This window comes from Burkholderia sp. MR1-5-21 (genome assembly GCF_053427715.1).
Genome location: NZ_JBSAXD010000003.1, coordinates 266,250 through 287,783, shown reverse-complemented (window position 1 = coordinate 287,783; position 21,534 = coordinate 266,250). Strand labels below are relative to the sequence as shown.

Sequence of the window (21,534 nt, the reverse complement as noted above, 5' to 3'; positions counted from 1 at the left end):
GAGAACAGAAAGCAAAGTGTCGTAGCAGAGAGAGGGCTGGTCACCACTCATCCGCCGCGTGCCGCGGCGCCACAGTCAAGGGGTCTGAAGATGAACGAAGTGCCGGTAAGCAAGCGTTTCAAGGCGTGGGCGGCGGGCGCGGCCCGTTGTGCGGTCGTCATGTCGGCTGCGTCGGTCGCGCTGGGTGTCGCCCCCGCGGCGCACGCGAAGACGTCGCTGCTCGTCTACACCGCGCTCGAAGACGAGGCGATGAAGCCCTACAAGGACGCCTTCGAGAAGGCGAACCCCGACATCGAGATCCGCTGGGTGCGCGACTCGACCGGCTCGGTCACCGCGAAGCTGATCGCCGAGAAGAACAACCCGCGCGCGGACGTCGTGCTCGGCCTCGCCGCGTCGAGCCTCACGCTGCTCGACCTGCAGGGGATGCTGATGCCGTATCAGCCGAAGGGCTTCGACCAGCTCACGCGCAAGTACAGCGACGCGAACACGCCGCCGCACTGGGTCGGCATGGACGTGTGGGGCGCGACGATCTGCTACAACCGCGTCGCCGCGCAGGCGAAGAACATTCCGAAGCCGACGTCGTGGGAGGACCTGACGAAGCCGATCTACAAGGGTGCGATCGTAATGCCGAGCCCCGTGTCGTCCGGCACCGGCTACCTCGACGTGACCGCGTGGCTGCAGACCTTCGGCGACGACCGTGGCTGGAAGTTCATGGACGCGCTCGACAAGAACGTCGCGCAATACGTGCACTCGGGCTCGAAGCCGTGCACGCTCGCCGGCACCGGCGAATTCCCGATCGGCATCTCGTTCGAGTTCCGCGGCCACGAGCTGCAGGCGCAGGGCGCGCCGATCGACCTGATCTTCCCGAAGGAAGGGCTCGGTTGGGACATGGAAGCGACCGGGATCATGAAGACGACGAAGCAGCCCGACGCCGCGAAGAAGCTCGCCGACTTCATGGCGAGCAAGGACGCGAACGCGATCACCGCGCAATGGTGGGCGATCGTCGCGTATCCGGGTGTTGCGAAGAAGCTGTCCGGCATTCCGGACAACTACGCGGACCTGCTCGTGAAGAACGACTTCACGTGGTCCGCGAAAAACCGGCAGTCGATCCTCGATACCTGGCAGAAGCGCTACGGGGCGAAGGCGCAGCAGTAAGGCCACGAACGGCGGCGGGGCGGCCATGGATGCCGCCTCGCGCCACCTTGCAACCGTCGAATCCGGCCCTCGGGCCGCCCGCAGCGTGGAGGCGCGCATGGCACCTTATCTGAGCGTAGAACGCATCGAGAAGCGGTACAACGACACGCAGGTGCTCAGGGACATCAACCTGAGCGTGATGAAGGGCGAAATGATCTGCTTCCTGGGGCCGTCCGGCTGCGGGAAAACCACCTTGCTGCGCATCATCGCCGGGCTCGAATCGCAGAGCGCCGGCCACATCATGCAGGACGGCCGCGACATCTCGCGGCTGCCGCCGCAGCTGCGCGACTACGGGATCGTGTTCCAGTCGTACGCGCTGTTTCCGAACCTCACCGTCTACGACAACGTCGCGTACGGTCTCGTCAACCGCAAGATGAAGCGCGACGCGATCCACGAGCGCGTGCATACGCTGCTCGCGCTGGTCGGGTTGCCCGACAGCCATCGCAAGCATCCGAGCCAGCTGTCCGGCGGCCAGCAGCAGCGCATCGCGCTCGCGCGCGCGCTCGCGACGTCGCCGGGCCTGCTGCTGCTCGACGAGCCGCTGTCCGCGCTCGATGCGCGCGTGCGCGTGCGGCTGCGCCAGGAGATCCGCACGTTGCAGCAGCAGCTCGGCGTGACGACGATCATGGTCACGCACGACCAGGAAGAGGCGCTGTCGATGGCCGACCGCATCGTCGTGATGAACCACGGCGTGATCGAGCAGATCGGCACGCCGCTCGAAATCTACCGGCAGCCGGCGTCGCCGTTCGTCGCGGACTTCATCGGCAAGGTCAACACGATTCCGGCCGAGGTGATGCACGACGGGTCGCTGCGCGCGGGCGGCATCGGGCTCGATTACCGCCGCGGCAACGCGCGTCCTGCGCAGGGTTCGACGGTGTCGGTCTACGTGCGGCCGGAGGACCTCCGCATTCGCGTGCCGGGCGATGCGCCGGACAACCTGTTGAGTGGCCGCGTCGAGAAGCTCGAGTTCCTCGGCGCGTTCTGCCGCGTCAGCTTCCGCATCGACGGGCTCGACGGCCAGGAGGTGGTCGCCGACCTGTCGTTCCATGAAGTCGACCGTACCGGCCTGTGCGAAGGCGCGCGTTTCGATCTCGCGCTCGACCGCGAGCATGTCTGCGTGTTCTCGTCCGCCAAGGAGCGACTGCAATGAGCGCCGTGCTTTCCGAGCGCCGCCGCGGCGCAACCGCCCCTGCCGACGTGCGGCAGATCACTCACTGGCACGACCGCGTCGCGCAGCTCGCGCTGCTGGCGATGGCCGCGCTGCTGTCGCTGTTCCTGCTGCTGCCGCTCGCGCTCGTCGTACAGAAATGCTTCGTCGACGCGGACGGGCATTTCGTCGGCCTGCACAACTTCGTCACGTATCTCGAGGACAGCGGCGTGCTGCGCTCGATGCTCCATTCGCTGACGGTCGGCACGCTCGTCACGTCGATCGTCGTGCCGATGGCGTTCACGTTCGCGTATGCGCTGACGCGCTCGTGCATGCCGCTGAAGAACGCGGCGCGTACGATCGCGCTGTTGCCGCTGCTCGCGCCGACGCTGCTGTCCGCCGTGTCGTTCATCTACTGGTTCGGCAACGCGGGGCTGCTGAAGCCGCTGCTGCACGGCCATTCGATCTACGGGCTGCCGGGCATCGTCGCGAGCATGGTCTACGCATCGTTCCCGCACGTGCTGATGATCCTCGTCACCGCGCTGTCGCTTGCGGACGGCCGGCTCTACGAGGCCGCCGAAGCGATGGGCACGAGCCGCACGCGCAAGTTCTTCACGATCACGCTGCCCGGCGCGAAGTACGGGCTCATCAGCGCGACGATGGTGGCGTTCACGATGTGCATCAACGACTTCGGCGTGCCCGTCGTGATCGGCGGTTCGTACAACGTGCTGTCGACCGACATCTACAAGCTGATCATCGGCCTGCAGGACTTCAACCGCAGCGCGGTCGTGAGTCTGATGCTGCTGTTCCCCGCGCTGATCGCGTTCGGCATCGACTTCTTCATCCGCCGCCGCCAGCAGTCGCAGCTCGGCGCGCGCTCGACGCCGTACCAGCCGAAGCCGTCGCGCGGCTTCGATCTCGCGATGCTCGCGTACTGCGCCGTCGTCTGCGCGTTCTTCGTCGCGGTGGTCGGCATCTCGGTGTTCGCGTCGTTCGTGAAGTTCTGGCCGTACCAGATGAGCCTCGGACTGCAGCACTACCAGATGGGGCTGATCGCGGCCGGCATCTTCGACGCGTACAAGAACAGCCTGCGGATGGCGGCAACGGTCGCGATCGGCGGCACGATCGTCGTGTTCGGCGGCGCCTACCTGATCGAGAAGACCCGCGGCGCGCGCTGGCTGCGCGGCTTCATCAGCCTGTGCGCGATCCTGCCGATGGGCGTGCCCGGGCTCGTGCTCGGCATCAGCTACATCTTCCTGTTCAACGCACCCGGCAATCCGCTGAACGGGCTGTACGGGTCGCTCGCGCTGCTCGCGATCGTCACGGTGGTCCACTACTACTCGTCGAGCCACCTGACCGCGGTCACCGCGCTGCGCCAGATCGACAGCGAGTTCGAGGCCGTGTCGGCATCGCTGAAGGTGCCGTTCTACAAGACCTTCATGCGCGTGACCGTGCCCGTGTGCCTGCCCGCGATCCTGCTGATCGCGCGCTACCTGTTCGTGAACGGGATGACGACCGTGTCGGCGGTCGCGTTCCTGTATTCGCCGGACACGCAGCCCGCGTCGGTCGCGATCCTGAACCTCGACGACGCCGGCCAGATCGGCCCGGCCGCCGCGATGGCGACGCTCGTGCTCGCAACGTCGTCGTGCGCATGCCTGCTGTTCGCGTGCGTGTCGCACGGCCTGCTGCGTCGCACGCAGGCGTGGCGCAACCCGCATCGCCGCTGATCCCCACTGAATTCACGTGACGTCCCGACTTCATCAAGGAGACACCATGACGCTCGCTGCTCAACCCATCCTGCTCACCCCCGGCCCGTTGACGACTTCCGACCGCACGCGCGAAGCGATGCTGCGCGACTGGGGGTCGTGGGACAGCGACTTCAACGCGATCACCGCACGCCTGCGCGAACGCATCCTGCAGATCGTGCACGGCGAAGGCACGCACGAATGCGTGCCGCTGCAAGGCAGCGGCACGTTCTCGGTCGAAGCGGCGATCGGCACGCTCGTACGGCGCGACGGCCACGTGCTCGTGCCGAACAACGGCGCGTACTGCCAGCGCATCGCGAAGATCTGCCGCGTGCTCGGCCGCAAGCTGACGACGATCGACTACACGGAGGAGCAGCGCGTCGATCCGGCCGACGTCGACCGCGCGCTGGCCGCCGATCCCGGCATCACGCATGTCGCGCTCGTGCATTGCGAGACGGGCACCGGCGTGCTGAATCCGCTCGACGACATCGCGAAGGTCGTCGCGAAGCATGGGCGAGGCCTGATCGTCGACGCGATGAGCTCGTTCGGCGCGATCGACATCGACGCGCGCACGACGCCGTTCGACGCGGTGATCGCCGCGTCCGGCAAGTGCCTCGAAGGCGTGCCGGGAATGGGCTTCGTGATCGTGAAGCGCAGCACGCTCGAACGCTGCGAAGGCAACAGCCATTCGCTCAGCATGGACCTGTACGACCAGTGGACGTACATGCAGCGTACGACGCAATGGCGCTTCACGCCGCCGACGCATGTCGTCGCGGCGCTCGATGCTGCGCTCACGCAGTACCTCGACGAAGGCGGGCTCGCCGCGCGCGGCGGCCGCTACGTGCGCAACTATCGCGCGCTGATCGACGGGATGACGGCGCTCGGCTTCCGCCCGTTCCTCGATGCGTCGGTGCAGGCGCCGATCATCGTCACGTTCCACGCGCCGGACGATCCGAACTACGACTTCAAGACGTTTTATCAGGAGGTCAAAAAGCGCGGCTACATTCTGTATCCGGGCAAGCTGACGCAGGTCGAGACGTTCCGCATCGGCTGCATCGGGCATTTCGGCGAGGCGGGCATTCCGGGCGCCGTCGCCGCGATCGCCGACACGCTGCGGGCGATGGGCGTGCGGCGGGTGTCCGCCGAAGCCGCGGCGTGATCCGCCGGGCCGTGCATCACGACCGATGCGCGGCCCTGCCCCCGATTGACTCGGCCGTGCGCGACACGGCCACCTTTCCTTTCATGCGAAACACGTGATGCGTCCCTTCTGGATCGAACAAGCGCTCTTCAACGACGGCGATCTCGCCCCCGCGCTGCAACGCGCGGCGAAAGCCGACGTCTGCATCGTCGGCGGCGGTTTCACGGGGCTCTGGACCGCGATCCAGGCCAAGCAGCAGAACCCCGCGCTCGACATCGTGATACTCGAAGGCGACCTGTGCGGCGCAGGCGCGAGCGGCCGCAACGGCGGCTGCCTGCTCACGTGGTCCGCGAAATTCCTGACGCTGCGGCGCCTGTTCGGCGAGGCCGAGGCGGTGCGGCTCGTCAAGGCGTCCGAAGCGGCGGTGCAGCACATCGCCGACTTCTGCGGCGAACACGGCATCGACGCGGAACTGCGGCTCGACGGCACGCTGTACACGGCGACGTCGCGCGCGCAGGTCGGTACGCTCGCGCCCGTGCTCGACGCGCTCGCCGCGTGCGGCATCCACAGCTACGAACCGCTGCCGCCGGCGGAAGTCGCGCGCCGCTCGGGGTCGGCGCGCAATCTCGATGGCGTGTATTCGCCGATCGCCGCCACCGTCCATCCGGGCAAGCTCGTGCGCGGGCTGCGCCGTGTCGCGCTCGCGATGGGGATCCGCATCCACGAACGCACGCCGATGCTCGACTTCACGCCGGGGCCGCAGGTCGTCGTGCGCACGCCGGCCGGCAGCGTCACCGCGGGCAAGCTCGTGTTCGCGATCAACGCGTGGATGGCGAGCCGGTTCCCGCAGTTCGCGCGCACGATCGCGGTGGTGTCGAGCGACATGATCATCACCGAGAAGTGCCCGGACCTGCTCGCGAAGACGGGGCTCGTCGACGGCGTGTCGGTGCTCGATTCGCGGATCTTCGTGTACTACTACCGCAGCACGCCCGACGGCCGGCTGATGCTCGGCAAGGGCGGCAACACGTTCTCGTGGCGCGGGCGCATCGCGCCGGTGTTCGACCAGCGCTCGCCGTACGAGGCGCAGCTCACGCAGAGCCTGCGCGAATTCTTCCCGTCGCTCGCCGACGTGCCGATCACCGCAAGCTGGAACGGCCCGTCGGACCGCTCGGTGACGGGCTTTCCGTTCTTCGGCCGCCTCGACGGTGCACCGAACGTGTTCTACGGATTCGGCTATTCGGGCAACGGCGTAGGACCGACCTACATGGGCGGGCAGATCCTGTCGTCGCTCGTGCTCGATCTCGACAACGCGTGGACGCGCAGCCCGCTCACGCAGGGGCCGCTCGGCCATTTCCCGCCGGAGCCGCTCCGTTATGTCGGCTCGCATGTCGTGCGCAACGCGATCCGCCGCAAGGAGCGCGCGGAGGACGCGAACCGGCAGCCGTCGATCGTCGATACGTGGCTGTCGAAGCTCGCGAGCGCGGCAGGGAAAGCGGACAAGGCGTAAGCGCACGGGCCGCGCATGTGACACGGCGTTGCGCCGGGTCGCGTCGATGAAAGCGGGCCGGTGCGGCGATCGCGTACTCACCCTGCCCCCTGCCGCACCGCGCTGAACGCAAAAAAGGGCGCTTTGCAGCGCCCTTTCTCATGTTCCCGGCATGCGTGCAGCAGCCGGAAGAACCGCATCCTTCACGCGCGATTCACACCCGCTCCGCCTTCTGCTTCGCGGCCTTGCCGGCCGCCGGCAAGCCCTGCTCGTGCGTGCGGCGCATCCGCGCGAGACCGTGCGCGACGTGCTCGCGCACGAGCGCGACCGCCTTCTCGTCGTCGCCGCTCGCGAGCGCCTGAACGATCTTCTCATGCTCGGACGCCGACACCGACAGCGCATCCTGCTCGGCCTCGATCGCGGCCTGCCGCAGCAACCCGAGCTGCCGCACGAGGCGGCGATACGTATCGGTCAGGTGCGTGTTGCCGACGCCGACGACCATCGCGTCGTGGAACTGCACGTTGAGCTCGGTGTAGCGCGTGACATCGTGCGTCTTCGCAGCTTCCTTCATCGACTGGATGATGCCCTTCAGCACCTTCAGCGTGTCGGGCGAGATGCGCTTCGCGAGCGCGCGTGCGACCGACTCGTCGAGCATCGCGCGCACTTCGTAGATTTCCTCGGCTTCGCGCAGCGGCACGACGCGCACCGTCACGCCGCGGTTCTTCTCGTTGCGCAACAGGCCCGCCTGCTCGAGCGCACGGAACGCCTCGCGCACCGGGCCGCGCGACACGTTCAGCTTCGTCGCGATATCGACTTCGTTGAGCTTCTCGCCGGGCGCATATTCGCCGGACACGATCGCGCGTTCGAGCATGTCCTGGACGATCATCGCAAGTGACTGGCTCTGCAGGAGTTCGATGGCGTTGAGCGCGTTCGGGGCAGTCATGGTCGGGCAGGCAGCTGGGCTGCGGTGGAAAACGAGGGCGCCATATCGGCGAATGATCCTTGTATACCCTCGGCCCGACACATTGTCAACAGTTTTCAGTTTCCAAACACCAATCCAACGAGGCGATGCCGGCATGATCCTGCCACCGGCATCGCGGTGCCCGCCCGTCCGGCTATCAGCCCTTCAACGGCCCCGGGTCGCTCTGGCTCGGCCGGCCCGTCTCGACGTGCCCGGCGAAGCGGCGCACGACCTTGTCGCTCGCGCCGCCCGTCGTCGTCGCGACGATGGTCAGGTCGTACCAGCCGTGGCTCGAGCTGAGCTCGAAGTGATCCTCGACGCGCTCGCCCGGCGCGAGCGTGTAGCTCCGCGCGTGCGCATGGCTGTACGCATTGTCGACGACCACACGGCACGCCGCGCTGCCGCTGTTGCGCAGCTGCAGGTACACGTGGCGGTTGCGCACGTCGTAGCCGACCTTCGCTTCCGGGTTCGCGTGATGGCCGTCCATCGCGAGCGTCGTGTTGCCCTGGAACTCGCACAGATAGCCGTTCGGGCCGTACACCGCGAGGTGATAGTCGCCCTGCGCGACCGACGTGGTCCAGCAGTCGGCGATCTTGTCGCCGGCGGACACCGCATAGCGGCGCGGCTGGCTCGACGGATTGCGGCGGTCGTACACGTAGAACGCCGCGCCCGCGTCGCCCGTGTTCGCGAAATCGAGCCACACGTTGCCGTCATGGCTGTTCACGCGGCCGTGCACGAACACTTCGTACGGCAACGCGCGCGCCGGCCGCGTGCCGGCCTCCTGCGCCGGCATCGCCTGCTGCGCAGGCACCTGGTACGCCTGCCCGGCCGTCGTGATGTGCTGCGGCACCGTGAAGCTCACCGTGCGCGTGTCGGGCTTGCCGGAGAAATCGAACGCGGACGTCAGGTCGCCGCAGATCGAGCGGCGCCATGCGCTGATGTTCGGCTCCTTCACGCCGAAGCGCGCTTCGAGGAAGCGCAGCACCGACGTGTGGTCGAACGTCTCCGAGCACACCCAGCCGCCCTTCGTCCACGGCGAGATGATGATCAGCGGCACGCGCGGCCCGAGGCCGATCGGCTGGATCCCGCCCGGGTCCGCGCGCGGCACCAGCGGGCTCATCTCGTGCGGATACTTGTTCAGGTCGAGCAGTTCGTCGCCGAGATTCGACAGCAGGTTCGACGACACGACGCCCTGGCCGTTCACGCCGCTCGTGACGGGCGGCACCGGCGGCACGACGTGGTCGAACAGCCCGTCGTTCTCGTCGTAGTTCAGGATGAACACGGTCTTCGCCCACACGTCCGGGTTCGACGTCAGCGCCTCGAGCACCATGTTGATGTAGAACGCGCCGTCGGTCGGCGATGCCTGCGGGTGCTCGCTGTACTTGTACGGCGCGACGACCCACGACACCTGCGGCAGCCGGTTCGCCTGCACGTCGGCCTTCAGCTCCGCGAGCGTGTGGTCCGACGCGCCCTTGTCGACGAGCGGGCCGCTCGCGCCTTCCTTCACCTGGAAGCGCTTGAAGAACATCAGCGAGTTGTCGGTGTAGTTGTCGGTCGGGTCGCCCGGGATGCCCGTGCCGCCCTGGTACACCTTCCAGCTGATGTTCGCGTTCTCGAGGCGCTCCGCATAGGTCGTCCACGTGTAGCCGTTGACGTCGTCGCGCTCGCCGATGCCGGGGCCGTTCGGCGGCGTCCCGTAGATGTTGCGCGGGTCGATCGTGCCGGTCCACAGGTAGATGCGGTTCGGCGCGGTGTCCGCATGCGCGGAGCAGAAGTACGCGTCGCAGATCGTGAACGCGTCGGCGAGCGCGTAGTGATACGTGAGGTCCTGGCGCTTCAGGTAGCCCATCGTCAGCACGTCCTGCTTCTGGTTCACCCACTGGTTCCACTGGCCGTTGTTCCACGCGAGGTGGCCGCTGCTCCAGCCGTGGTTGGTGCCCGGCTGGAATTCGGTCGTCTGCTTCGGGTCGAGGTAGAACGGCAGCACGTACGGCGCGGACGGGTCGAGGCCGCGCGAATGATAGTTCTTCGTGAACACCGACGCGGGCGGCTGCTGCCACACCGGCGCGCCGTTCGGCAGCAGGTGCGGGCGCGGGTCGTTGAAGCCGCGCACGCCGCGCAGCCCGCCGAAGTAATGGTCGAACGAGCGGTTTTCCTGCATGAAGATCACGACGTGCTCGACGTCCTGGATCGTGCCGGTGCGCGACGCGGCCGGCATCGCCAGCGCCTTGCGGATCGCGGGCGGGAAGCCCGCGTAGGCGGCCATCGCGCCCGCCGACTGGGCGGCGAGGCGCAGGAAATCGCGTCTGTTGGTCGAAGACATGGGGAGGAGATCCTTGTTGTGTCGGTATTGAAACAGGAAGCCGGCGGAGCGGGCCGGCGGCTCGGTGCGTTGCCGTTATTAGTCCGCACCGGCGTGTCCCGGACGTGACCGGTTCCAGCAGGTTTCTTGCGGTCATCCCCAGCTTTTTTTCGAAGCGGCGCACGACGCGCGTTTCATCGGGCCGACACAGGCACGCGCTACGCTGACGCGCATGAAGAGGAAAGCAGCGACGGAAGAGGCGGAGCCGTGTTCGATCAGCTGAAGGCGTTCCACGCGACCGTCCGGCAGGGCAGCATCACGCGCGCGGCGCGGCATCTGGGCGTGAGCCAGCCGACCATCGCCGCGCAAATCAAGCAGGTCGAGCAGGTGTACGGTGTCGAGCTGTTCTATCGCAGCGGCCGCCGGCTCGAAGTCACCGAGACCGGCATCGAGCTGCTGCCGCTGATCGAGAAGATGATCGCACTCGAAGCGCAGGCCGACATCATGCTGCGCAACGTCGGCGGCCTGTTCGAAGGCCAGCTGCGCATTGGCGCGACGGGGCCGTACTACATCATGGACGCCGTCGGGCGCTTCTCGAACGCGCATCCGTCGATCGCGCTCACGTGCCGGATCGGCAATTCCGAGGAAATGCTGCAGGCGCTGCACGAATTCCGCATCGATCTCGCGGTCTCGTCGCAGCGCAACGACGCGGACGGGATCGAGCGGCAGGTGATCTCGACCGATCCGCTCGTGCTCGTCGTGCATCGCAGCCATCCGCTCGCGCGCTTCGACGCGGTCGATGCGCGGCAGCTCGCCGACGTGCGGCTGCTGATTCGCGAGGAAGGCTCGGTCACGCGCCGCTGCACCGAGGAGATCCTCGCGGCGGCCGGCGTCGCGCCGGTATCCGTCGCGGAGATCGGCAGCCGTGAAGCGATCCGCGAGGCGATCCTGCACGGCGTGGGCGGCAGCCTGTTTCCGCGCGGCGAGGCCGAACGTCATCCGGACCTGCGGATCGTCGCGCTGCGCGGCGTCGACACGACGATCGACGAATACGTGTACTACCTGAAGGCGCGCCGCCACAGCCCCGCGATCGCCGCGTTTCTCGCGTGCATCGTGCCGGTGCGCGGCGAGGCCCTCGTCGAACGGAACACGCGCCGCGCGACTGCGCGCTGAATGCGGGTGGCAGTCAACCGTATGGCGCGGCGAGGACTGCGACTGCTCGCTGAGCGCGGGTGACGGTCAACCGCACGGCGTAACAAGGACGCACGCCCTCGCACGCTCTCCCAGATTCACTTCGGCAGCGCCGGAATCATCCACGTGAACACGTGCTGCTGCAGGAACACGAGCACGCCGAGCAGCAGCGTGAGGATCACGCTGTGCCAGAACGTGCGCGCGAACACGACACCCTCCTGCCCCTTCAGGTCGGTCGTCGACACGCCGGTCGCGATGTTCTGCGGCGAGATCATCTTGCCCATCACGCCGCCCGACGAGTTGGTCGCGGCCATCAGCACCGGATCGAGGCCGAGCTGCCGCGCGGCAACCACCTGCAGGTTGCCGAACAGCGCGTTGCCCGACGTGTCGCTGCCGGACAGGAACACGGCGACCCAGCCGAGCGACGCCGACACGAGCGGGAACAGCGCGCCCGTCGACGCGACGCCCGTGCCGAGCGTGTAGCTGATTCCCGAGTAGTTCAGCAGGTAGCCGAGGCCGACGATCATCATCACCGTCACGATCGCGATGCGCGTCTGCCGCCACGTCTTTGCGACGCAGCCGAAAAAGTCGCCGGGCCCGGTGCGCGTCCATGCGGCGGTGATGATCGCCGACAGCAGGATCGCGGTGCCCGTGCCGAGCGGCTGGAAGTCCCAGATCGCCGCATACGGCTTGTGGTACAGCGTGACGAACACCGCGTTGTGCAGGCCCGGCCACGGGATCTTCACGTCGCCGATCGCCGCGATGTTCGCGCGCACCCAGACGATCACGATCACCGACACGACGAGCCACGGCAGCCAGCCGCCGTAGCCGATGCGAGCGCCGCCATTGTTCGCAGGCGTTGCGCGCGCAACCGCGAACTGCGGATCGGGCTGCGGCTTCCACACGTGCAGGAAGCCGATCGTGACGATCAGCGAGGTCAGCGACGACAGCACGTCGGTGAGCTGATAGCCGAGGAAGTTCGACGTGACGAACTGCGCGAGCGCGAAGCTGCCGCCCGACACGAGCAGCGCGGGCCACAGGCGCGCGATCGATCGCACGCCGCCGTATGCGCCGACTACGTAGAACGGCAGCAGCAGCGCGAAGAACGGCAACTGGCGGCCGACCATCGCGCCGAGCGTCGCGGGCGGCAGCGACGTGACCGCGCCGAGCACGGTGATCGGCACGCCGAGCGCGCCGAACGCGACCGGCGCGGTGTTGAACAGCAGCGTGTACGTGAGCGCCTCGATCGCCGGGAACCCGAGCGCGATCAGCAGTGCGCTCGTGATCGCGACCGGCGTGCCGAATCCGGAGATCCCCTCGAGCAGACAGCCGAACGAGAACGCGACGACGAGCAGCACGAGGCGACGGTCGTCAGGCAGATGGTCGAGCATCCATTGCCGGAAGTCTTCGAAGCGGCCCGACTTCACCGCGATGTTGTACAGCAGCAAGGCGTTGAAGACGATCCACATCACGGGGATCAGCGCGAGCGCCATGCCGGCGGCGACCGCGTCGAGCGCGAGACCGACCGGCATCCCCCACGCGCCGACCGCGACCGCGATCCCGGCGATCAGCCCCGCGAGCGATGCCTGCCACGCGGGGCGGCGCAGCACGCCGAGCGCGATCAGCGCGACCGCGATCGGGATCGCCGCGACGAGGAACGACAGCAACAGTGAATGGCCGACCGGCGTCAGCGGCTGCGAGAAGACGATGCCGGCGGGTAGAGCGGCGGTGGGATTCATCGTGTCTCCTGAGTGTGCCGGGCGCTTGCGCACGCAACGACGTCGCCGCACCAATGGATCGGTCACTTAAAAAGGTTAGGAGGCGCGTGGCGCTTCTACAAGGAGGGACAAGCCCGAGGCGCGCGGCCCCGCACCAGCGCGCATCGCGCTGCCGCATCCGGCCATGCACCGCTGCAATCTTGCACGGCGGACAAAGGTGCCTCTCCGGCAGCGGGATGTTTCGTTCGGCGACCGAAGCCTAGACTGGCCGCATTGGTTCCGTTCGCGCCGACGACGGCGCGACACCGGAACGCCTACGGAGAGTACGAAATGAAGACGATGATTCGTGCGGCCTGGGCCTGTGTCCTGATCGGCACGGCCGTCGCAGCCCATGCGCAACCGGCGTCACAACCGCTGACGCGCGCCGAAGTCCGCCAGGAACTGGCCGACATGCAGGCCGCCGGCTACCGGCCGAGCATGGTCAGCAGCCCAGACTATCCGCAGAACATGCAGGCGATGGTGAAGCAGGTCGCGCAGGCGCGCGCCGATGCCGCCGGTTACGGCAGCGACGGCAACGCCGTCGTCGAGTCCGGGAAGCCGGGCCACGTGCCGGCGATCGATCGCGATAGTCGCAATGGTCTCAACAGCCGCAATACGTACGCGCATCACTGACGCGGGCATGCGATGAACCACATCGGCAACATGACGGCCGCGGTGCCGCCGGGCGATGCCGTCGGCTTCCACGCGCGCCGGCCGCCGCACACGCAGCGCCTGTTGCGCGCCGCCTGCAGCCGCCGTCCGCATCGGACATCGACGGTCCGCACGCCGATGCGTGCGGCCGCCTGTTCCGTCGTCAGACGCTGAAGCGGTTCAACGTGTAAGCGCGATAGGCCGCGACGAACGCGTCGAACGAGCCGGCCTCCTTCGCTTCCAGTTCGGCCTGCTCGGCGAGCGAGCGCTCGGCGAGCGCCGCCGCCGCGCGCGTGTCGGCTTCGCCGAGCGGCCGCGCGCGGAAATGCGCGGCATGCGCGTCGCTTTGCGCGCGCGCGAACGCGAGGAACGACTGCTGGTTGTCGCGCATCGTGCGCAGTACGCGCGCGGATGGCGTGCGTTCCGGATCGGCGAGCTTCTCGCGCTGCGCGGCGATCGCGCGCGCATGCTCGTCGCCGCCGCGAATCTCGTCGAGGCGGCGGCCGACGGCTTCGATCTTCGCCATCAGCTCGTCCGCCCACGCGTGCATCGCGACCGGGCTGCCGTCGCGCGACAGCATCAGGCCCGGCTTGCGCCCTTCCATCGTCACGCTGCCGAAGTTCGCGTTCGCTTCCCGGTACCCGTCGCCATCGAGCGGCGCGCTCGCATCGAGCGCGCACACGAGCAGATACGCGTCGATAAAACGCGCGGTCTCGAGCGCGATGCCGGTCGGCGCGAACGGATCGATGTCGAGGCAGCGCACTTCGATGTACTGCACGCCGCGCGACGCGAGCGCATGCAGCGGCCGCTCGCCCGAATACGTGACGCGCTTCGGCCGGATCGTCGAGTAGAACTCGTTCTCGATCTGCAGCACGTTCGTGTTGATCTGGATCCACTCGCCGTCGCGATGCGTGCCGATCGCCTCGTACGGCGGGTACGGCTCGCTCACGGCCTTCGACAGCGCGTCGAGATAGCCCTGCAGCGTGTTGTAGTCGGCCTGGAGCGCCGCCTGCGCGGTCGTGTTCGAGTAGCCGAGATCGCTCATCCGCAGGCTCGTCGCATACGGCCGGTACAGCGTGTCGGCATCGAACGTGTCGAGCCCGTGCGGCCGGCCGCGCAGGAATTTCGTGTCGAGCGCGGGCGATGCGCCGAACAGGTACATCAGCAGCCAGCTCGTGCGGCGGAAGTTGCGGATCTGCGCGAGATAGCGCTCGGACTGGTAGTCGACGAGCGTCGCGGTCGAGCCCTCTTCCGCGTGCAGGCGCCGCCACACCTCTTCGTGCAGCGAGTAGTTGTAGTGGATGCCGGCGATGCACTGCATCGTGCGGCCGTAGCGATACGCGAGGCCGCGCCGGTATACCGTCTTCAGCCGGCCGATGTTCGACGTGCCGTAGTCGGCGATCGGAATCTGGTCGTCGGCGGGCAACAGGCCCGGCATCGATTCGTTCCACAGCATCTCGTCGCCGAGCGATGCATACACGTAGCGATGCAGCTCGTCGAGGCGTTCGAGCGTGAGCGCGGCGTCGGGTTCGGCCGGCGTGATCAGTTCGAGCAGCGCTTCCGAATAGTCCGTCGTCATCGACGGATGCGTGAGCGCCGAACCGAGCGCACGCGGATGCGGCGTGAACGCGATCATCCCGTCGCGTGTCACGCGCAGGCTTTCCCTTTCGATGCCGCGCAGGCCGTCGGGCAGATGCTGCCGCGTCGGGCCGGTGCTCAGCGCGTCGAGGCGATCCAGCAACAAATCGGTCTGGCGGATGGTCATGGTGTTCGACATGGATGCGCAAGTGCGGGCACGGCGCGCGCGGAACGCCACGCGCGGCCGGCTGGATTGTTGGTCGCTTCGTTGGTAGCGGGCACTTTAACATCTCGCCGGAACACGCGCTTGAGGTGGCTTCGGGCGGGGGCGCGCGCGCCGCGGCGCCCCGGGCGGGCCCGGTGAAGGCACGGCTGCCGCTGCTGCGGAACGTCCGCGGCAACGTCGCGCGGGGGCCGCGCAGACGCCATGGAACGGGCTAAAACGAGGAATTCAAACGGAGATTCGAAGGGCAATTCGTCTGCTGGATGACGAATCACGCCGGCCGGCGAACGGTGCAACCCGATCCATGCGACGGGCCGCACGATCGGCGCAACACCACCGCACCACCACCCCAGCACCACTGCACCACCACCGCACTGCCACGGCCCTACCCGCCGCGCGCGGCGCCCGCGCGATCGGCCACCTCGTTCCACAGATGAAGCGCCGCATACGCGCGCCACGGACGCCAGCCGTCGGTGCGGCGCTTCTGGCTCGCGAGCCGGTCGAGCGACGGATCGCGCGCGGCGATCGACTGCATCAGCACGAGATCGGACGCGGGCCACGCGTCCGGATCGCGCCACGCGCGCATCGCGATGTATTCGACTGTCCACGGACCGATCCCGGGCAGGTCGAGCCACGCCTGCCGCAGCGTCGCAAGGTCGGCATCCGCGGGATCGACCGGCACGTCGCCCGCCGCGACCGCGCGCGCCACCCCCGTCAGCGCCGCGGCCCGCTTGCCGGGCATCCCGATCCGCGCAAGGTCGCACGCGGCGAGCGCGTCGGGCGTCGGGAATCGCCACGCGGGCGCGCCGTCATCGTCGCCGTCGCCATGCACGACGCGCTCGCCCGCGCGCTCGACGAGCCGCCCGACGATCGTCGTCGCCGCCTTCACGCTGACCTGCTGGCCGACGATCGCGCGCACCGCGAGCTCGAAGCCCGACCACGCGCCCGGCACGCGCAGCCCCGGCGCGGCCGCGACGAGCGGCGCGAACCACGGGTCGCGCGCGAGCCCGCCGCCGATCGCGGCCGGATCCGCGCGCAGGTCGAACATCGACGCGAGCCGCATCGCGAACGCGTCGTCGACGTGGCGCGCCGCCGGGCCGTCGACGGTTGCGACGAGGCAATGCCTGCGCGGATGGCGCTCGACGGTGAGCCGGCCCGCCGCACCATGCAGGTCGACGATCCGGCGATACACGCCGTCCGCGACCTGTTCGACACCGGGAATCGCGCGCCCGCTGAAGAAGCGCAGCACGCGCGCCCAGTCGTAGGGCGCCTTGAAGCGCAGCTCGAGCTGCGCGGTCGTCGGCGCGGCGTTGCCGGCCGACGTTGTCGTTGTGATCGTGACGCTCAAGCTGCGTTGTCCTCCGCAATGGCGACGGCGGTTTCATCGTCGTGCGCATGGTGCGCCTCGGCCGCGAGCAGCGTCGCCTTGCGGCGCACGCCCCAGCGGTAGCCGGCGAGCGCGCCGCCCTTCTGCACGACACGGTGGCACGGGATCGCGAGCGCAACCGGATTCGACGCGCAGGCAGACGCGACCGCCCGCACCGCGCGCGGCGAACCGAGCGCTTCGGCGATGTCGGAATAGCTGCGCGTCTCGCCGTACGGAATGTGGGTCAACGCTTCCCACACGCGCTGCTGGAACGCCGTCGGCGCAATGTCGAGCGGCAGCTCGAACGTGCGACGCGTGCCGTCCAGATACGCGCCGATCTGCTGGACGAACGGCGCGAGCCGTGCCGGCGATTCGACCAGCTCGGCGCGCCCGAACGCGTCCGTCAGCGCGGCGACGAGCGACGCAGGCTCGTCGCCGAACGCGATCCGGCAGATCCCCTGCGCGGTCGCGGCGACGAGCACCGTGCCGAGCGACGTCGGCGCGGTCGCGTAGTCGATCCGCAGCCCGGCGCCCTGGCGGCGGAACGCGGACGGCGCCATCCCCAGTTCGCGCGGCACCGACGCATAGAGCCGTGACGGCGAATTGAAGCCCGCATCGACGGCCGCCTGCGTGACCGGCTGCCCGCTTTGCAGCGCCTCCCGCAGCGCGGCGCCGCGCTGCGCGGCCTGGTACTGGCGCGGCGACACGCCCACCACGCGCTTGAAGAGCCGCTGCAGGTGGAACGGGCTCACATGAACCGCGTCGCTCAACTGCTGCAGCGTGAGCCGCTCGGCGTGCGCGTCGAGCACCGCACACGCGCGATTGACGATGTCGAGTTCGCGCGGCAGCCCCTCGGGCTGGCAGCGCTTGCAGGGCCGGAACCCGGCTGCGCGCGCGGCAGCCGGATCGTCGAAGAACGCGACGTGTTCGCGCCGCGGCAGGCGCGACGCGCAGCTCGGGCGGCAGAACACGCCGGTCGTGCGCACCGCATAGAAGAACGCGCCGTCCGCCTGCGGATCGCGGGCGGTCACGGCATCCCAGCGGACGTCGTCGGTCGGATAGGCGGTTTTCATCGGAACCTCGCACTGTCAGTGTAGATGGTGCCTACTCTAGCGAGCGGCACACACCGTCGCGCCCTGAATCTTGCTCTGTGATTCGCGCCGCCAGGCAGGGACACATCAAAAACCCGTCCGAACGGCCGGGCGATGGCCCGACAGTCATCGTACCGCCACGTTTATGTTGCAGTGCGGGTGCGACAAATCGCCGTCCTGACGATTTTTTACACAAATAATATTGCGTCGCACCATAGCCGTGTGTATAGTTGGAACTGTCTCCTCCATGTCTCCTCCTGATATGGATTAAGCCCGTTCCGCGTGAACGGGCTTTTTTTTCGCCCGTCGATTGTGCCGCGTTTGCGCGGCCGCCGTGGTCTACACTCGATGAACCCTGCCTGCGAAGGAGCGTTCGTCCATGAAACCCACCATCCGCGCGATCGATCACGTCGTGCTGCGCGTGACCGACATGGCCGCGATGACGCGCTTTTACTGCGACGCCGTCGGCTGCCACGTGGAAAAGGAACAACCCGATCTCGGCCTCGTGCAGTTGCGCGCCGGCGATGCGCTGATCGACCTGCTCGCCGTCGGCGGCAAGATCGACCGGCCCGACAGCGGCCCGCCCGGCGCGGGGCGCAATCTCGATCACCTGTGCCTGCGCGTCGAGCCGTTCGATCCGCACGCGCTCGCCGCGCACCTGAGCGCGCACGGCGCACGGCCGGGCGGCGTCGAGGAGCGCTACGGCGCCGACGGCTACGGCCCGTCGATCTACCTGTTCGATCCCGAAGGAAACATGCTGGAATTCAAGGGGCCGCCGGCCGCGGTCGGATGAGCGCGGCCAGTGCGCGCGTCACGCGTCCGCGCGCGCCTTGAGGACGGTCCATTCGACGGCGACCGGATCGTGATCGGCGCTCGAGATCCACGCGGCGCCGTCCTGCACCGTGCACTGCAGGCGCATCGTGCGTTCGGCGAGGCGCCCGAGCGCCGCCGCGACGCCGTCGGCGAGCGACAGCACCTGCACGTTGCGCAGCCGCTCGACCTTGCTGCGCACCCCTTGCCACCAGATATCCGAGGTCCTGCCGCCATACGCGATCACCGTCACCTGCGCGGCGCGGCCCGCCGCCTTCGAGATGCGCCGCTCGTCGGGCTGGCCGACCTCGATCCACACGTCGATCGCGTCGGTCAGGTCCTTCTGCCAGAGATCGGGCTCGTCGGTGTCCGACAGCCCCTTGCAGAACTCGAGCCGCTCGTGCGCGAACAGCGCGAACGCGGCGATCCGCACCATCATCCGCTCGTCGGTTTCCGACGGATGGCGCGCGACCGTCAGCGCGTGGTCGGCGTAGTAATGCCGATCCATGTCGGCGATTTGCAGTTCAGCTTTGTAGATCGTGGATTTGAGCGCCATGCGGAAAGTGCCCGGGCGGGCATCGGTTCAGGTCGGGCCGTGATGATACCGAAAGCCTGGCGTGAACCGCGTGACGCGCACAGCGGAACGGCCCGGCAGGCGGCCGGGCCGTGTTCGGTTCGCGCCGCCGGCTCATGCCGGCACGCGCATGCGCCCGTCCTGCGACGGCGCGTTACTGCTTGACGAAGCGGGAATCGGTCCAGAGGCCTTGCTGGTCGCTGTTGTCGGCGCTGACGAACTGCACGTCGCCCTGCTCGACCGACACCACGCGGAACCGCTGGCCTTCCGGCACCGACAGGCAACGGAAGTCGTCGAAGTACTGCTGCTTCGCCTGCGACTGACCGTCACGCTCGTGATTCAGTACGGAATCCAGATTATCTTTCGACAGACAGCCCCATGCGTTCTTCGTCATCTGGATTTCCTGCTTCGGCTGCACAGCCGAATCGCCGCCGGCCTGGGCGATGGACACCACGGCAAAGGCGCCGACGAGCGCAAGACAAACACCGGTTCGCTTCATCATATTCTGTCTCCATGCTCGCGGGCACCAGGCTGGGGTTAGCTATGTGCTTAAAGGTGATCGTGAACCCGCGTTTTTCAATCTAGGAGACCGACAAGCGATATCAAGCACATTTGTTGTGCGATCGCAATAGCGGCGAATTGTCGCACCCTGCGCACCGCATCTTTCAGCACCCTGTCGCACCTGCTGAAAAAACCCGCGCGTGGCACATCGGCGTGACGCGGCCGTCGCAAAGCCTTGTCCGGCAAGGCTTACACCGAAATGTCACGGTATCGGCTGAACGGTTTGGATAATCCATTTCTTGAGCCGGGTTGTTTTGATGCATCGCACATAAAGTCACCCGTAACGACATCGCATTTACTGCAATGCGGCACGGCATTAAGCGCATACAAGAAAAATGCCAGGTGCCCGAATACCCGGCATTTACCCGTATTTTCCGACGAGTGCCCGACCCCGCCGAATGGCGCGCCGCAACCTGTCAGGCCGAGCGCTGCCGCTCGAAATAATCGCGCTGGAACAGGCACATCCGGTACGCGTTGTGATACGTGCCGTTGCCGAAGAATTCCTCGATCAATTCCGCTTCGTGCTGGAACCCGCATTTTTCATAAATGTGGATCGCCGCCGCATTCGACGTATCGACGATCAGGTACAGCTTGCGCATGTTCAGCACCTTGAACGCGTATTCGACCGCGAGGCGCGTCGCCTGCCCCGCATAGCCGCGGCCCTGGCACTGCGGCGCGATGATGATCTGGAATTCGCCGCGGCGGTGGATGTAGTCGAGCTCGATCAGCTCGACGAGGCCGACCAGCTCGCCTTGCGAATCGGCCGCGACGAAGCGGCGCTCGCGCTGGTCGTGCACGTGACGGTCATACAGCTGCGACAACTCGGCAAAGGTTTCGTAAGGCTCCTCGAACCAGTAGCGCATGATCTTCGCATTGTTGTTCAGCTCGTGGACGAAACGCAGGTCCTGGCGCTCGAGCGGCCGCAGTGCGAGCGTGTTCATATCGTTTTGTAGTTGCATCGTAAGGGTCCTCGCGTCGGGCGCGGCGGGGCGCGGGACGACCCGGTCGGGCGGCGTCCCGATTGCACCCCGCACGCGCAGCAAGAAAATGAACGTGGGCGAAGTTGAGAGCCTAGAATGGGAAGAGGGTTCCTGCCACCGTCATGGAGGCAATCGTGATCGAGCAAGTCATACTCGGTGTGTTTCTGGTGCTGCCGCTCGTGATCGTGGCCGTGCTGTTTTCCGATGAACTTTGGCAGGAACACCGGCGTCAGCATCCGCGCGACGAGAATGCACCGCACATCGACTGGAAGCATCCGTGGCGCCGCGTACGGCGGGAGCATTGAAGCGCTTGCGGCGACGGGATGCGGGATTGCGCACCGGCCGCGGCGCGCAATGACGGCCGGTGCGCGCCACCGTCCACGGCCTTGCCGGGCACGCTCGCCCGACGATGACGCGCGGCCCGTTTCGATCCGCTTCGATCCGATTGAGAGGCGCTGACGTGAACGACACCCATTCCCCCCGGAAGCCGGACATCCCGCACGAAACGATCGACCTGCAGATCGCGGACGTGCTCGCTGCCGTCCGCTATCCCGCGAACAAGGATACGATCGTCGATGCTGCGCGCGATGCGGGTGCAAGCAACGAAGTGCTGACGATGCTCGACGGGCTGCCCGAACAGGACTACGCGGACATCGACGCGGTCACGCGCTGGGTCGCCGGCAACTACGGGCCCGGGCTCGGGATTTGAGCGCGCATCCATAACGCGATAGGATCGGGCCGCACCGGTCGCGCGGCGATCGGGATACGCGTCGCCCGGC

General features: G+C 67.6%; 20 protein-coding genes. 11 read left to right on the top strand and 9 right to left on the bottom strand.

All coding sequences use genetic code 11. The features are described from left to right. The first annotated feature begins 90 nt into the window (after positions 1-90). From ACV229_RS05885 to ACV229_RS05865, 5 genes are all read left to right on the top strand, one after another. A complete protein-coding gene (locus ACV229_RS05885; RefSeq protein WP_448082176.1) occupies positions 91-1,155 on the top strand; it encodes a putative 2-aminoethylphosphonate ABC transporter substrate-binding protein in 1,065 nt (354 codons plus the stop codon). A gap of 97 nt (positions 1,156-1,252) precedes the next feature. Beyond that, on the top strand, positions 1,253-2,344 hold the full coding sequence (locus tag ACV229_RS05880; protein WP_448082175.1) for a putative 2-aminoethylphosphonate ABC transporter ATP-binding protein: 1,092 nt from the start codon (positions 1,253-1,255) through the stop codon (positions 2,342-2,344). Continuing rightward, positions 2,341-4,068, top strand: a complete 1,728-nt coding sequence (locus ACV229_RS05875) for a putative 2-aminoethylphosphonate ABC transporter permease subunit (protein WP_448082174.1) — start codon at positions 2,341-2,343, stop codon at positions 4,066-4,068. The genes ACV229_RS05880 and ACV229_RS05875 overlap by 4 nt, the downstream gene beginning before the upstream one ends. 46 nt (positions 4,069-4,114) lie before the next feature. Then, positions 4,115-5,245 carry a 2-aminoethylphosphonate--pyruvate transaminase gene (locus tag ACV229_RS05870; protein ID WP_448082173.1) on the top strand — a complete coding sequence of 377 codons (1,131 nt, stop codon included), beginning with the start codon at positions 4,115-4,117 and terminating at the stop codon, positions 5,243-5,245. A 97-nt stretch (positions 5,246-5,342) separates the two neighbouring features. Further along, positions 5,343-6,731, top strand: a complete 1,389-nt coding sequence (locus ACV229_RS05865) for an FAD-dependent oxidoreductase (protein ID WP_448082172.1) — start codon at positions 5,343-5,345, stop codon at positions 6,729-6,731. A gap of 193 nt (positions 6,732-6,924) precedes the next feature. Here ACV229_RS05865 and ACV229_RS05860 read toward each other — a convergent pair whose 3' ends face one another. Then, positions 6,925-7,653 carry a phosphonate utilization associated transcriptional regulator gene (locus ACV229_RS05860; RefSeq protein WP_448082171.1) on the bottom strand — a complete coding sequence of 243 codons (729 nt, stop codon included), beginning with the start codon at positions 7,651-7,653 and terminating at the stop codon, positions 6,925-6,927. Between the two features lie 175 nt (positions 7,654-7,828). After that, positions 7,829-9,994, bottom strand: coding sequence for a phosphocholine-specific phospholipase C (locus ACV229_RS05855; protein ID WP_448082170.1), 2,166 nt, complete (start codon positions 9,992-9,994; stop codon positions 7,829-7,831). A gap of 246 nt (positions 9,995-10,240) precedes the next feature. Between ACV229_RS05855 and ACV229_RS05850 the strand changes: the two genes are divergently transcribed. Beyond that, complete coding sequence (locus ACV229_RS05850) at positions 10,241-11,146, top strand: LysR family transcriptional regulator (RefSeq protein ID WP_448082169.1); 906 nt, start codon at positions 10,241-10,243, stop codon at positions 11,144-11,146. A gap of 116 nt (positions 11,147-11,262) precedes the next feature. Here ACV229_RS05850 and ACV229_RS05845 read toward each other — a convergent pair whose 3' ends face one another. Next, complete coding sequence (locus ACV229_RS05845) at positions 11,263-12,903, bottom strand: L-lactate permease (RefSeq protein ID WP_448082168.1); 1,641 nt, start codon at positions 12,901-12,903, stop codon at positions 11,263-11,265. A 309-nt stretch (positions 12,904-13,212) separates the two neighbouring features. Between ACV229_RS05845 and ACV229_RS05840 the strand changes: the two genes are divergently transcribed. Next, a complete protein-coding gene (locus ACV229_RS05840) occupies positions 13,213-13,554 on the top strand; it encodes a DUF4148 domain-containing protein (protein ID WP_448082167.1) in 342 nt (113 codons plus the stop codon). 12 nt (positions 13,555-13,566) lie between these two features. Further along, complete coding sequence (locus ACV229_RS05835; RefSeq protein ID WP_448082166.1) at positions 13,567-13,746, top strand: hypothetical protein; 180 nt, start codon at positions 13,567-13,569, stop codon at positions 13,744-13,746. On the opposite strand, the gene gshA is transcribed toward ACV229_RS05835, so the two are convergent. The 3 genes from gshA to ada all read right to left on the bottom strand — a co-directional run bounded on the left by gshA (position 13,736) and on the right by ada (position 17,812). Next, complete coding sequence (gene gshA / locus ACV229_RS05830) at positions 13,736-15,349, bottom strand: glutamate--cysteine ligase (RefSeq protein ID WP_448082165.1); 1,614 nt, start codon at positions 15,347-15,349, stop codon at positions 13,736-13,738. The genes ACV229_RS05835 and gshA overlap by 11 nt on opposite strands. Positions 15,350-15,758: 409 nt before the next feature. Then, a complete protein-coding gene (locus tag ACV229_RS05825; RefSeq protein WP_448082164.1) occupies positions 15,759-16,721 on the bottom strand; it encodes a DNA-3-methyladenine glycosylase family protein in 963 nt (320 codons plus the stop codon). Then, the gene (gene ada / locus ACV229_RS05820; protein WP_448082163.1) at positions 16,718-17,812 is read right to left on the bottom strand and encodes a bifunctional DNA-binding transcriptional regulator/O6-methylguanine-DNA methyltransferase Ada; all 1,095 of its coding nucleotides are present in this window, start codon (positions 17,810-17,812) and stop codon (positions 16,718-16,720) included. The genes ACV229_RS05825 and ada overlap by 4 nt, the downstream gene beginning before the upstream one ends. A gap of 397 nt (positions 17,813-18,209) precedes the next feature. Here ada and ACV229_RS05815 point away from each other — a divergent pair, with 397 nt between their 5' ends. After that, positions 18,210-18,623 carry a VOC family protein gene (locus ACV229_RS05815; protein WP_448082162.1) on the top strand — a complete coding sequence of 138 codons (414 nt, stop codon included), beginning with the start codon at positions 18,210-18,212 and terminating at the stop codon, positions 18,621-18,623. A gap of 18 nt (positions 18,624-18,641) precedes the next feature. On the opposite strand, the gene ACV229_RS05810 is transcribed toward ACV229_RS05815, so the two are convergent. From ACV229_RS05810 to speG, 3 genes are all read right to left on the bottom strand, one after another. Next, positions 18,642-19,196 carry a YaeQ family protein gene (locus ACV229_RS05810; protein WP_448082161.1) on the bottom strand — a complete coding sequence of 185 codons (555 nt, stop codon included), beginning with the start codon at positions 19,194-19,196 and terminating at the stop codon, positions 18,642-18,644. Between the two features lie 172 nt (positions 19,197-19,368). Further along, the gene (sap1, locus tag ACV229_RS05805; RefSeq protein ID WP_448082160.1) at positions 19,369-19,716 is read right to left on the bottom strand and encodes a surface attachment protein Sap1; all 348 of its coding nucleotides are present in this window, start codon (positions 19,714-19,716) and stop codon (positions 19,369-19,371) included. A 475-nt stretch (positions 19,717-20,191) separates the two neighbouring features. Then, positions 20,192-20,734, bottom strand: coding sequence for a spermidine N1-acetyltransferase (gene speG, locus ACV229_RS05800; protein ID WP_448082159.1), 543 nt, complete (start codon positions 20,732-20,734; stop codon positions 20,192-20,194). 155 nt (positions 20,735-20,889) lie between these two features. Between speG and ACV229_RS05795 the strand changes: the two genes are divergently transcribed. Further along, a complete protein-coding gene (locus tag ACV229_RS05795; RefSeq protein ID WP_448082158.1) occupies positions 20,890-21,060 on the top strand; it encodes a hypothetical protein in 171 nt (56 codons plus the stop codon). Between the two features lie 155 nt (positions 21,061-21,215). Continuing rightward, positions 21,216-21,464 (top strand): DUF2795 domain-containing protein, encoded by a 249-nt coding sequence (locus tag ACV229_RS05790; RefSeq protein WP_448082157.1) that lies wholly within the window; start codon positions 21,216-21,218, stop codon positions 21,462-21,464. Positions 21,465-21,534: the final 70 nt, after the last annotated feature.